The sequence below is a fragment of the Pseudomonas sp. A25(2017) genome (assembly GCF_002001065.1).
Taxonomy (GTDB): domain Bacteria; phylum Pseudomonadota; class Gammaproteobacteria; order Pseudomonadales; family Pseudomonadaceae; genus Aquipseudomonas; species Aquipseudomonas kilonensis.
Genome location: NZ_MUOA01000047.1, coordinates 106,297 through 119,063, shown reverse-complemented (window position 1 = coordinate 119,063; position 12,767 = coordinate 106,297). Strand labels below are relative to the sequence as shown.

Here is a 12,767-nt window from a genome sequence, read left to right as displayed (position 1 = left end):
GTTGCTTAAGCTGCTACCACGACAACGCGTACGGTGGCTTCAACTTCGGCGTGCAGGTGCACGGCTACGTCGAATTCGCCTACGTTGCGGATGGTGCCGTTCGGCAGACGAACTTCGCTTTTCGCAACTTCAACGCCGGAGGCGGTCAGTGCGTCAGCGATGTCGTGAGTACCGATCGAACCGAACAGCTTGCCTTCGTCGCCAGCGGTGGCAGTGATGGTCACTTCCAGCTCGGCCAGTTGGGCAGCACGGCTTTCAGCCGAGGTTTTACGGTCTGCGGCAGCTTTTTCCAGCTCAGCACGACGCTCTTCGAACGCAGCCAGGTTGGCAGCGGTCGCAGCGGTGGCTTTGCCGTAAGGCAGCAGGTAGTTACGACCGTAGCCGGCCTTAACGTTTACTTTGTCACCCAGGTTGCCCAGGTTGGTGACTTTTTCCAGAAGGATCAGTTGCATGTGAAAATCCTCTAACTTTTAACCTTCACCGTTCGCGTTGTCGGCGTCTTTCGGCGCCATACGACCGCGAAAATCAATCAGGCTGTCGACGATGGCCAAGACCACCAGCAACGGATAGATCAGTTGCATGAACAGCAACAACGTGACGTACAACCCCACCAGCCAGAACCTGGCCAGTCGCTTTTGCGCCACCAGCCCATGAATCAGGGCCAGGGCGGCAAAGACCAGCGGTACACTGCACAACGGCGTGAGCATCGCCATCTGCGGACCGAAGTTCGGCCCCAGAAGCATGCCCGCCAACAGCAACATCGCCAGCCCAAGCGGGAAACGGATGGCGCGAAACTCGCGACCAAAACCACCCGGGTTGTACAACAACGCCTGCCAGTAGCGCCCGATAACCAGGCTCAGCACACTGACGATTTGCAACAAGGCCGCAATCAGTCCGGTCAGGACGGGGGCGATCAGGGACGCGAAACGCGCCTGCTCTTCTACCGACATCTGCTGGTAGAGATCACCGAGCGCCTCGGGCAGGATTTTTATCAAAGCCTGCGACAGCATCTCGATCTGGGGTGCGAAAGCCACCCCGAGCACCACTGAAAACACCACGCCTATCGCTATGCTGACCAGCAGCACGCGGTTCCAGGATTCGCTAGCGCGCAACACCAACGCCAGCGCCGAAGTCCCCAGCAGTACCATGACTGCACGCGGGTCCGCGGAATACAGCCACCAGAGCAAGGCCGGCAGCAGTCCTAGAGCAAGAACGCCCAAGGCGTCCCTCAATCCGCGCCGCAGGAGTACAAGACTCCCGGCGGCAGCACCCAACCAATACAACAACGGCAATGCCGCGCATCCAGCCACTACCAGAGTGGCCTGCATACGACCGCGCATGATGAACTCAGCTAAGGCGCGCATGCATTCAATCCCTTACTACTCGTCGACTGCCCGGTCTCAGCGGCCGTGGCTGTCGGTGTAGGCCAGCAGGGCCAGGAAGCGGGCGCGCTTGATAGCGGTGGCCAGCTGACGCTGATAACGAGCTTTGGTACCGGTGATACGGCTTGGAACGATTTTGCCGGTCTCGGATACGTAGGCTTTCAGAGTGTTGAGATCTTTGTAATCGATCTCTTTCACGTCTTCAGCGGTGAAGCGGCAGAATTTACGACGACGGAAGAAACGTGCCATGTGATTGGCTCCTTAAAAGGTCCGTGGATTACTCGTCAGCGTTATCGCTGTTGTCGCTGTCGCTATCGCTGTCATCGCCATCGGCGCTGTCAGAGTGCTCAGGACGGTCGCGACGCTCACGGCGCTCACTGCGGTTTTCTTCAGCCTTGAGCATCTCGGATTGGCCGGTGACGGCTTCTTCGCGACGGATGACCAGGTTACGGATTACTGCATCGTTGTAGCGGAAGTTGTCTTCCAGCTCGGCCAGGGCCTTGCCAGTGCATTCAACGTTCAGCATCACGTAGTGAGCCTTGTGAACATTGTTGATTGCGTAGGCCAGTTGACGACGGCCCCAATCTTCCAGACGGTGGATTTTGCCGCCGTCTTCTTCGATCAGCTTGGTGTAACGCTCAACCATGCCGCCGACTTGCTCGCTTTGATCCGGGTGGACCAAAAAGATGATTTCGTAATGACGCATGAATGCTCCTTACGGGTTGTAGCCTGCCGCTCAAAAACGGTCAGACAAGGAGTGAATGACACTTATGGACTTGTGGACGCTAGACACATCAGTGCCTGCCATCACAGCAAGGGGCGCAATTGTAGAGAAGGGCCGAGGGCGGCGCAAGGCAATTGGCGATTATTTGAACAACCACTGACGATTGCGAGGCTGACAAATGTAGGAGCTGCCGAAGGCTGCGATCTTTTGATCCTGATCTTTCGCTTGAGACTCAACTGCCAGGGATAAGATCGCAGCCTCGTTGCACTCGTCAGCTCCTACAAGGGTATGTCAGGGCTTTTTGGCGACAGCCTTGACGCTGCGCTGGCGCAGCGCTTCGAACAGGCACACGCCGGTCGCCACCGAAACGTTGAGGCTGCTGACGCTGCCGGCCATCGGCAGCTTGACCAGGTAGTCGCAATGCTCGCGGGTCAGGCGGCGCATGCCCTTGCCTTCGGCCCCCATGATCAGGATCGTCGGGCCCGTCAGGTCCTGGTCATAGATGCTGACCTCGGCCTCACCCGCCGTGCCGACCACCCACAAGCCGCGCTGCTGGAGCTTTTCCAGGGTGCGCGCCAGGTTGGTCACCGCCACCAGCGGAATCACTTCCGCCGCGCCGCAGGCCACCTTGCGCACCACCGGCGTCAAGGTTGCCGACTTGTCTTTAGGCACGATCACCGCCAACGCACCCGCTGCATCCGCCGAACGCAGGCAAGCGCCCAGGTTGTGCGGATCGGTCACGCCGTCCAGCACCAGTAACAGCGGCGCACCTTCGGTGCGGTCGAGCAGCTCGTCGAGCATCGCCTCGCCCCAGACCTGGCTCGGGCTTACGTCCGCAACCACACCCTGGTGAACGCCTTCGACCCACACGTCCATTTCACGACGCTCGGCCTGGCCGATGGCAACCTTGTTTTGGGTGGCCAGTTCGACCAGCGCTTGCACACGCGGCTCGCTGCGACCCTCTGCCAACCACACTTGCTTGACACGTTTAGGGTGGTGACGCAGCAGTGCTTCTACGGCATGCACGCCGTAGATTTTTTCCAGACTCATGACTTGGCCTTAGGTTTGCGCGACCCGCCGCTTTTGGCGGGGGCCGAACCCGCTTTTGGCGGGCCTTTACGGTGTTTACTTGGCTTGCTCGACGGCTTTTCCGCCCCGTGGGACTTTCCCCCAGACGCCGCTTTACCACCGCTCTTGGCTTCGTTGAGCAACTGCTGCTTCAACTCGCGGCTCTTGCGCAGCTCGGCGTTTTTCGCCGCAGCGTCGCTGGGGCGGTAGGCTTCGGGAGCCTTGTCCTTGGCAGACGAACGGCGACCGGCCTTGGCTGGCTCAGGCTCTGCGGTTTTGGCAGGAGCACCTTTACCTCTGCCTTTGGTCGCAGGCGCGGCGGTCTCGCTGCCACGCTTTTTACGGCCAGTCGGTGCTTCGGCAGGCTTGTCGGACATTCCGAAGTCGATCTTGCGCTCATCGAGGTCGACGCGCATGACCTGCACTTCCACGGTGTCGCCCAGACGGAAGCTGCGACCGGTGCGCTCGCCCGCCAGGCGATGGTGCACAGGATCGAAGTGGTAGTAATCACCCGGCAAGGCGGTGACGTGCACCAAGCCCTCGACGTAGATGTCGGTCAGTTCGACAAACAAACCAAAGCCGGTCACAGCCGTGATCACGCCTGGGAACGACTCGCCCACGCGGTCTTTCATGAACTCGCACTTGAGCCAGTTCACCACGTCGCGGGTGGCTTCGTCGGCGCGGCGCTCGCTCATGGAGCACTGCTCGCCCAACTGTTCCAGGGCCGCTTCGTCGTAAGGATAGATTCGCGCCTTCGGAATGGTCATGGCACCGGCGCGCTTGACGTGCGGGGTGTTCTGCTTGGAATGGATCACGCTCCGGATCGCGCGGTGCGTGAGCAAGTCCGGGTAACGGCGAATCGGCGAGGTGAAGTGGGTGTACGCCTCGTAATTCAGGCCAAAGTGGCCCTGGTTGTCGGCGCTGTACACCGCTTGGCTCAGGGAGCGCAGCATCACGGTCTGGATCACATGGTAATCCGGACGGTCCTTGATGCTGGCCAGCAGTGCCTGATAGTCCTTCGGCGTCGGGCCGTCCTTGCCTTTGTGCAGGGACAGACCGAGCTCGCCGAGGAAAGCACGCAGTTTTTCCAGACGCTCCGGCGGCGGGCCGTCGTGCACGCGGTACAACGCAGGAATCTCGTGTTTCTTGAGGAATTCCGCGGTGGCCACGTTGGCTGCCAGCATGCACTCTTCGATCAGCTTGTGCGCATCGTTACGGGTGGTCGGGGTGATTGCGGCGATCTTGCGCTCGGAACCGAAGACAATCCGGGTTTCCTGGGTCTCGAAATCGATCGCGCCACGCACGTGACGGGCCCCCAGCAACACCTTGTACAGCGAGTACAGCTGCTTGAGGTGCGGCACCACGCCAGCGTATTCGGTACGCAGGGCCTTGGCTTCACTGCTCTTCGGCGTTTCCAGGATGGTGCTGACCTTGTTGTAGGTCAGGCGCGCCTGGGAGTGGATCACCGCTTCGTAGAACTGGTAGTCGGTCATTTCGCCGGTTTTGGAGATGGTCATCTCGCACACCATGGCCAAACGGTCGACTTTCGGGTTCAGCGAGCACAGGCCGTTGGACAGCTGCTCAGGCAGCATCGGGATCACGCGCTCAGGGAAATACACGGAGTTGCCGCGCACCTGGGCTTCGTTATCCAGGGCCGAACCGATCTTCACGTAGCTGGACACGTCAGCAATCGCGACGAACAACTTCCAGCCGCCGGAGAACAGGCGCAGCTTGCCAGGCTTGGCTTCGCAGTAGACCGCATCGTCGAAGTCGCGGGCGTCTTCGCCGTCGATAGTGACGAACGGCAGATGGCGCAGGTCGATGCGTTTTTCTTTATCTTTCTCTTCAACTTCCGGCTTGAGCTTGGCGGCTTCCTTGAGCACAGCCTCGGGCCAGACGTGAGGAATGTCGTAGGTGCGCAGCGCAACGTCGATCTCCATGCCCGGCGCCATGTAGTTGCCGACCACTTCAACGATATCGCCCTGCGGCTGGAAGCGCGCAGTTGGCCAGTGGGTGATTTTCACCTCGACGAACTGACCTACCTTGGCGGCGCCATTACGGCCCGGGGTAATCAGCACTTCCTGCTGGACCTTCGGGTTATCCGGCACAACAAAACCGATACCGCCTTCTTCGAAGTAACGGCCGACGATGGATTCGTGGGCACGGGACACTACTTCGACGATCACGCCTTCACGGCGACCACGACGGTCCAGGCCGGACACGCGTGCCAGGGCCCGGTCGCCATCGAACACCAGGCGCATTTGCCCCGGGCTCATGAACAGGTCGTCGCTGCCGTCGTCCGGGATCAGGAAACCGAAGCCGTCACGGTGACCGGCGATGCGGCCCAGGATCAGGTCGAGCTTGTCCACCGGCGCATAGGTCCCGCGCCGGGTGTAGATCAGTTGAGCGTCGCGCTCCATGGCGCGCAGACGGCGGCGCAGGGCTTCGAGTTGGTCCTCGGTGGTCAGACCGAACTCTTCGACCAACTGCTCGCGGCTAGCAGGCGAACCCCGATCGGCGAGATGCGCCAGGATCAGTTCGCGGCTAGGAATAGGGTTTTCATATTTTTCCGCTTCACGAGCGGCCTCGGGATCGAGGGACTGCCAATCGGCCATTAGAGAGTTTTCACCTTGTCTATATGCGGGTTAGTTTGGCATAGGCTTAATGAAACGGGAAATTTCAAGCATCCGATCGCTTTTCTAAAGTCATTTGGCCTGCCTTGGAAGCCCGGAAAAGCGCCGCTCGTGAAATTTAGCGGTTTTTTTCTCAGGAGGGGTTTACAGTTAAAAAGACGCTCCGTATAGTGCGCGCCATCGACGACGTACACACGATGTCGATATTGCCCAGATGGTGAAATTGGTAGACACGCCAGCTTCAGGTGCTGGTGACCGCAAGGTCGTGGAAGTTCGAGTCTTCTTCTGGGCACCAATTTCGAGCAACAGGTCAATGGCCTGCTGGCTCAAAAAAAACCCGCGAAAGCGGGTTTTTGCATTTTTGCCCCCTGCAATTGCGTTTGGCAATTACTAAAACAAAAACAGGGGTTTACAGATCAAAATGCGCTCCGTATAGTGCGCCACATCAACAGCGGCAACGCTGAAGATGCTGCCCAGATGGTGAAATTGGTAGACACGCCAGCTTCAGGTGCTGGTGACCGCAAGGTCGTGGAAGTTCGAGTCTTCTTCTGGGCACCAATTCAAGCTTCAAGGTTACAGCCTTGAACCTCACAGAAACCCGCGAAAGCGGGTTTTTGCGTTTCTGCACGCCTAAAACTGGAACACCTCCCCCTGTGGCGAGGGAGCTTGCTGTGGCGCCCGCCTATGCGCTGGTGTTCCTGGATGCAATGAAGGAACTGACCCCCACGCTGCTGAGGCCGACCGGGCTCAATACGTTGGCAACGCCGTTTGGGCCCATACCTCGAATGTGGAGTTCGCGGCGCCGGCGCCTTATGCGGCGCTGTTGATTCTGGTATCGGGGTTGCCGGTTTATTTGCTGACGACGCGGATGTACCTGAGCCGCTGAGACCGCCATCGCGAGCAGGCTCGCTCCCACAATTGGATCGGGGCACGACCGGAGAGACTGGTTGGCTGTTAGGCCGCCTTCGCGGGCGAGCCCGCTCCCACAATTGGATCGGAGTATGACTGGAGAGCTAGGTCGGCTATCAGGCCGCCTCGCGAGCAAGCTTTGCTCCCACAGATCTGATGAGGTGTACGACTGGGAGAACCAGGTTGGCTGTTAGGCCGCCTTCGCGGGCAGGCCCGCTCCCACAATTGGATCGGAGTATGACTGGAGAGCTAGGTCGGCTATCAGGCCGCCTCGCGAGCAAGCTTTGCTCCCACAGATCTGATGAGGTGTACGACTGGGAGAACCAGGTTGGCTGTTAGGCCGCCTTCGCGGGCAGGCCCGCTCCCACAATTGGATCGGAGTATGACTGGAGAGCTAGGTCGGCTATCAGGCCGCCTCGCGAGCAAGCTTTGCTCCCACAGATCTGATGTGGTGTACGACTGGGAGAACCAGGTTGGCTGTTAGGCCGCCTTCGCGGGCAGGCCCGCTCCCACAATTGGATCGGAGTATGACTGGAGAGCTAGGTCGGCTATCAGGGCGCCTCGCGAGCAAGCTTTGCTCCCACAGATCTGATGAGGTGTACGACTGGGAGAACCAGGTTGGCTGTTAGGCCGCCTTCGTGGGCAAGCCCGCTCCCACAATTGGATCGGGGCATGACCGGAGAATCAGGTCGGCTGTCAGGCCGCCTCGCGAGCAAGCTTTGCTCCCACAGGTCCTGCTCAAACAAGTCTGATGGGTGTACGACCGTGAGAGCCAGGTCGGCTACTAGGCCGCCTCGCGGTGGACGTTGATCTCGGCGCCCCGTTAACCACGATGGCCGAACGCAGGTATTGTGGAGTGGGCATCCCGGCATGGATGCCGGGTTAGCCGCGCTGGGCCACGGATGGCCCTTCGCGGCGGGCCCACGGAGCAATGCCGGAGTGAGGGCATGCCGAGCCTAGGCGAGGCACCGAGTGGTGGGGCATAAAGCGTTTTGCTTACTTTTGCGCTTCTCAAAAGTGAGCCGCTGTAAGAGCGGAACCCTAAGCGGCCGTTACCACAGCAATGGATATGTACTCAGTCAAGCCGCCATCGCGAGCAAGCTCGCTCACAAGGGTACCCGTCACCCGATCAGGCCCGGAACTGCCCCAGACTCGCCTTCAACTGCGCCGCCAACCCATCCAGGACCTTACCGCTGACCGTGGTCTCCACCACGGCCTGGGCCGCCTTCTCGGCCTGGGCATGGATGGTTTCCACCCGCCCACGCACCGCTTGCGCGCCCTGGGCCTGATGGGCCGCGGCCTGAGTCGCCAGGCCAATGGCCGCATGCACCTGTTCGACAGACGCCTGAACCGACTGCTGCAACCGCGCACTGTCTCGCAGCACCAACAAGCCCTCACTGGCCTGGCGCCCGGCCTGGCCGATAGCGGCTACCGCCTCGCGAGCGCCCTGCTGCAAGGCCACGATATGCGCCTGGATATCGCCCGTTGAGCTTTGGGTCTTGCTCGCCAACGCCCGCACCTCATCCGCCACCACGGCAAACCCGCGCCCGGTTTCCCCGGCCCGCGCCGCTTCGATGGCCGCGTTCAAAGCCAACAAGTTAGTCTGCTCGGCGATGCCGTGGATCACCGTCAGCACCACTTCGATCTGTTCGCTCTGCTGCGCCAGCCGCTCGATCACTTTCGCCCCAGTGTCTACCTGCCCGGCCAACGCCTCGATCAAGCTGCCGACCTTGGCCGAAGTGCGGGTGTTTTCATCGGTGGCCTGGCGGATCTCCACCACCTGCTGCAAGGCCGCCTGCATCGCCTGGCTTTCCGATTGAGCTTCATCCGCCATTTGCGACAGCGCCCGCAGACTCTCGGCCACTTCATCACGCTGCATCCCGGCCGCCGCATCGGCACCGGAGTTGCGCAAGGTCATCGCACCGATTTCCACACCGGTACGCTGGGCCACATCGCCCGCCTCGCGCACGATGGGTTGCAACTTATCCACAAAGCGATTGACCGCTGACGCCATGTCGCCGATTTCGTCCTTGCTGTTGATTTGCACGCGCTTGGTCAGATCACCCTCGCCTGCCGCCAGGTCGTTCATGGCCGCGATCAGCAACTTCAAGCGATTGACCACCCGACGCCCCAGCACCACGGCCAGCAGGGCCAGCACACCAAAGCCCACCAGCGCCAGCCCCAGGCCGATGCGCCAGCGCAAGGTGCCTGCCGCTTCCTGCACGGTGCTGGCGGTGTTGGTCTGCATCTGTGTGGCGGTGGCCTGGGCCGACTCCAGACGACCGCGCATGGCCGTGGCGCTGTCGGCCGCCGCCCCCTTGAGGCTGTCACCGACCAACTGGTCGCTGCTGGCGATCAAGGCCGAGAAGCGCTGGTCCAACGCTTTCAGGTCGGCTTCAACGGAAGCCGTGGAAACGCCCATCAACACTTTGCCAATCTCTACGCCGTTGGGGCTGATCGAGGCTTCGAGGTAATACACCGACGGGTCGCTCTTCGCCGCATCCAGCACTTTGTCCAACGCCCGCTCGCCCTTGCCTTTTTCCAGCAGCGCCTTGTTGATCGGGTTTTCCCGGTTCAGGTAGCGGGTCAGGTGCTCACCATTGGCGTCATCATAGATAACGAACAGCACATTGGGATTGCGCTGGGCCCGACGGGCGAATTCGGAAAGGGTCGGTATGTCGCTGTCCCACATGGCGCGGGGCGCGACCGAGGCCAGGAGTTGCGCCATATCGTTGGCGGAGTCCTTGAGCGATTGCTCGAGTGTCGTGCGCAACTGCGCCTGTTCGTCCTTCAGGCGCGTCGACAACCCGACGGTGAGGCGCTGACGAGTGCTGGCAGACAAACTGTCCAGGCTTGAGGTGACCTCGCGCCCAGCCTGCTCAAGCTCGCCAGACAATTTCTGACTATCAACCCCCAGCCGAGCCCCTAGCTCGGCCTCCAGCGCGGTGACCGTGCTTCGAGTCAGCGCGACGGCCACGAGCACTTGCACCAAAAGGGCGATACCCAGGGTAACGAACACAGGCCGCAACAGACGGCTTTGTAACAGTGAGAGAACGGCCGACACAGGGGAATCCCTCTACTAAACGCCATTAAATTGATGGCACTTCAAAGAAGTACTTATTATTAACGATGCATAGCAAAGGTCGTGCCGTTCGACCGGCAGAGACGACAAAGGCCCCAAACGAGGGGCCTTTGTGTTTTACATCAACGACTTATCAGGCAAACGGGTGACGCAGAACGATGGTTTCGTTGCGGTCCGGCCCCGTCGAAATAATGTCGATCGGCGCACCGACCAACTCTTCGACGCGCTTGATGTAGTTGCGGGCCGCCACTGGCAGCTCTTCCAGGGTCTTGGCACCCACGGTCGATTCGGTCCAGCCTGGCATCTGCTCGTACACCGGCTCCAGGCCGATGTAGCTGTCGGCGTCGGTCGGTGCGTCGATGACGGCGCCGTCCTGATTTTTGTAGCCCACGCAGATGTTGATGGTTTCCAGGCCGTCCAGCACGTCCAGCTTGGTCAGGCACAGGCCCGAGATGCTGTTGACGTCGATGGCGCGACGCAGGATGACAGCATCGAACCAGCCACAACGACGGGCACGGCCGGTGGTAGCACCGAACTCGTGGCCGCGCTTGGCCAGGAAGGCGCCAACGTCGTCGAACAGCTCAGTCGGGAATGGACCCGAACCCACGCGAGTGGTGTAGGCCTTGGTGATACCCAGGATGTAGTCCAGGTACATCGGACCGAAACCCGAACCGGTGGCGATGCCGCCGGCGGTGGTGTTGGAGCTGGTGACGTACGGGTAGGTGCCGTGGTCGATGTCCAGCAGCGAACCCTGGGCACCTTCGAACATGATGTCCTTGCCAGCGCGACGCAGCTCGTGCAGCTCAGCAGTGACGTCGAGCATCATCGGCTTGAGCAGCTCGGCGTACTCCATGCACTCGTCCAGGGTTTTCTGGAAGTCGATGGCCGGTTCTTTGTAGTAATTGACCAGGACGAAGTTGTGGTAGTCCAGCAACTCGCCCAGCTTGGCGGCGAAACGCTCACGGTGGAACAGGTCACCGATGCGCAGGCCACGACGAGCCACCTTGTCTTCGTAGGCCGGGCCGATGCCGCGACCGGTGGTGCCGATCTTCAGCTCGCCACGGGCCTTTTCACGGGCCTGGTCCAGCGCGACGTGATAGGACAGGATCAGCGGGCAGGACGGGCTGATACGCAGGCGCTCGCGCACCGGTACGCCTTTTTCTTCCAGCTTGATGATTTCCCGCAGCAAGGCGTCGGGAGCAACCACCACACCGTTGCCGATCAGGCACTGTACGCCTTCGCGCAGCACGCCCGACGGAATCAGGTGCAGGACGGTTTTTTCACCGTCGATCACCAAGGTGTGACCTGCGTTGTGGCCACCCTGGTAGCGCACTACGGCGGCAGCATGTTCGGTCAGCAGATCAACGATCTTGCCTTTGCCCTCATCACCCCACTGGGTGCCCAGGACTACGACATTCTTACCCATAACACTTGTCCTCATTCGCGCAAACTTGGTGCCGGCCGCAGCCGGCAGGAAAACTCAAGAAGCCAGCGGCAATACTTGCCAAAGCCCGTTCTGCTGAATCAATTGCCGGTCGCAGTCCGCTTCACGGGCGGCGGCCAAAGGTTGCCCAGGCAAAGCCTGGACGACACGCTGACCCTCACTGCGCAACTGGCAGACTGCTTGCCAGAGTGCCGCATCCGTACTGTCAGGCATCCAGATACCGCCAGACGGTAGCTCGACTTCAGCACGCCCCAGGGTCACCAGGGTTTTCAAATCGGTAGAGAAACCGGTCGCCGGACGGGCACGACCAAAGTCGGCACCGATGTCGTCATAACGGCCGCCCTGGGCGATGGATTGACCCACGCCCGGTACGAACACAGCGAACACGACGCCCGTGTGGTAGTGATAGCCGCGCAACTCACCCAAGTCGAAATACAGCGGCAACTCAGGGAAGCGCACCGACAGACGCTCGGCAATCGCCAACAAGTCGTCCAGCGCCGCCAACACAGGCGCCGGCGCGCGGGCCAGACGCTCACGGGCAGCGGCCAATACTTCACGTCCGCCACACAGGTCCACCAGCGCCCGCAGCATGCCCGACAGATCGGCCGGCAGGCCCTCGGTCAGGCTGATGACCTCGTCGATAGCCTTGCGTTGCAGGGCATCGAACAGCTGTTGCTCCACTTCGCCGGACAAACCGGCCGCACGGGCCAGGCCGCGATAGATGCCAACATGCCCCAGGTCCATATGGACATCCGGCACGTCAGCCAGTTGCAGCATGGCCAACATCAGGCTGATGACTTCTACGTCGCTGCTCGGACTGGCGTCGCCATACAACTCGGCGCCCAGCTGGATCGGGCTGCGCGAAGACGACAAGGCACGCGGCTGGGCATGCAGCACACTGCCGGCGTAGCACAGGCGGCTCGGACCTTCACGGCGCAGGGTGTGGGCATCGATGCGCGCCACTTGCGGCGTGATGTCGGCCCGAAAGCCCATCTGCCGCCCCGACTGCGGGTCGATAACCTTGAAGGTGCGCAGGTCCAGGTCCTGGCCCGCGCCGGTGAGCAGGGATTCCAGGTACTCGATATGCGGGGTGACGACGAACTCGTAACCCCAACTCTGGAACAGATCCAACACCTGACGACGCGCTACTTCGATACGCGCAGCTTCCGGTGGCAGTACTTCTTCGATGCCATCTGGCAGCAGCCAGCGGTCTACCGTTGCCATTACGCCATTCCCCTATGGTCCGGGCGGCCAGCTTTCGGGCTGGCCTTGAGTGAAGCAGAAAATGCCTGCGCCAGGCGCGCATCCTGGGCAAAAAACGCGCAAGAGCGACGTGACGAATGGCCCACAATCGGCCTCGCCCGGCACTTCCCTCGAAAAACCTGTCGGGTCGTTCAACCCGACGCCTGCACCTATAAACCGCAATCGAACGTGCAGACGCAAAAAAGCCGGGAATTTCCCGGCTGCCGCATCATACACACGTTTTCCCAAAGGATCACCCCGCCCGACGCTTTAGCCGCCGGGC

9 protein-coding genes, 2 tRNA genes and 2 pseudogenes are annotated in these 12,767 nt (G+C 60.9%); 3 read left to right on the top strand and 10 right to left on the bottom strand.

All coding sequences use genetic code 11. From position 1 onward, the window contains the following. Positions 1–5: 5 nt before the first annotated feature. The 6 genes from rplI to rnr all read right to left on the bottom strand — a co-directional run bounded on the left by rplI (position 6) and on the right by rnr (position 5,789). A complete protein-coding gene (gene rplI / locus B0E42_RS08860) occupies positions 6–452 on the bottom strand; it encodes a 50S ribosomal protein L9 (RefSeq protein WP_003197251.1) in 447 nt (148 codons plus the stop codon). A gap of 18 nt (positions 453–470) precedes the next feature. Continuing rightward, positions 471–1,364 carry a hypothetical protein gene (locus B0E42_RS08855; RefSeq protein WP_024618455.1) on the bottom strand — a complete coding sequence of 298 codons (894 nt, stop codon included), beginning with the start codon at positions 1,362–1,364 and terminating at the stop codon, positions 471–473. Between the two features lie 36 nt (positions 1,365–1,400). Further along, the gene (gene rpsR, locus B0E42_RS08850; RefSeq protein ID WP_002551829.1) at positions 1,401–1,631 is read right to left on the bottom strand and encodes a 30S ribosomal protein S18; all 231 of its coding nucleotides are present in this window, start codon (positions 1,629–1,631) and stop codon (positions 1,401–1,403) included. A 28-nt stretch (positions 1,632–1,659) separates the two neighbouring features. Continuing rightward, positions 1,660–2,088, bottom strand: a complete 429-nt coding sequence (rpsF, locus tag B0E42_RS08845; RefSeq protein WP_003186395.1) for a 30S ribosomal protein S6 — start codon at positions 2,086–2,088, stop codon at positions 1,660–1,662. 309 nt (positions 2,089–2,397) lie between these two features. Continuing rightward, positions 2,398–3,156 (bottom strand): 23S rRNA (guanosine(2251)-2'-O)-methyltransferase RlmB, encoded by a 759-nt coding sequence (gene rlmB / locus B0E42_RS08840; protein ID WP_077506233.1) that lies wholly within the window; start codon positions 3,154–3,156, stop codon positions 2,398–2,400. Further along, positions 3,153–5,789: a ribonuclease R gene (rnr, locus tag B0E42_RS08835; protein ID WP_053177890.1), complete on the bottom strand. Its 2,637-nt coding sequence runs from the start codon at positions 5,787–5,789 to the stop codon at positions 3,153–3,155. The genes rlmB and rnr overlap by 4 nt, the downstream gene beginning before the upstream one ends. Positions 5,790–6,015: 226 nt before the next feature. On the opposite strand from rnr, the gene B0E42_RS08830 reads away from it, so the two are divergent. The 3 genes and pseudogenes from B0E42_RS08830 to B0E42_RS31060 all read left to right on the top strand — a co-directional run. Continuing rightward, a tRNA-Leu gene (locus B0E42_RS08830) sits at positions 6,016–6,102 on the top strand. A 176-nt stretch (positions 6,103–6,278) separates the two neighbouring features. Continuing rightward, positions 6,279–6,365 (top strand) — tRNA-Leu (locus B0E42_RS08825). 110 nt (positions 6,366–6,475) lie between these two features. After that, a pseudogene (locus B0E42_RS31060) lies at positions 6,476–6,693 on the top strand (iron ABC transporter permease); the annotation flags it as partial. Between the two features lie 1,152 nt (positions 6,694–7,845). Here the strand turns inward: B0E42_RS31060 and B0E42_RS31715 are convergent. The 4 genes and pseudogenes from B0E42_RS31715 to B0E42_RS08805 all read right to left on the bottom strand — a co-directional run bounded on the left by B0E42_RS31715 (position 7,846) and on the right by B0E42_RS08805 (position 12,466). Continuing rightward, positions 7,846–8,595 (bottom strand): methyl-accepting chemotaxis protein, encoded by a 750-nt coding sequence (locus B0E42_RS31715; protein ID WP_371915891.1) that lies wholly within the window; start codon positions 8,593–8,595, stop codon positions 7,846–7,848. Positions 8,596–8,703: 108 nt separating this feature from the next. Further along, a pseudogene (locus B0E42_RS31710) lies at positions 8,704–8,964 on the bottom strand (HAMP domain-containing protein); the annotation flags it as partial. 967 nt (positions 8,965–9,931) lie between these two features. Further along, complete coding sequence (locus B0E42_RS08810; RefSeq protein ID WP_003186407.1) at positions 9,932–11,224, bottom strand: adenylosuccinate synthase; 1,293 nt, start codon at positions 11,222–11,224, stop codon at positions 9,932–9,934. Between the two features lie 54 nt (positions 11,225–11,278). Beyond that, positions 11,279–12,466 (bottom strand): ATP phosphoribosyltransferase regulatory subunit, encoded by a 1,188-nt coding sequence (locus B0E42_RS08805; RefSeq protein ID WP_018610085.1) that lies wholly within the window; start codon positions 12,464–12,466, stop codon positions 11,279–11,281. Positions 12,467–12,767: the final 301 nt, after the last annotated feature.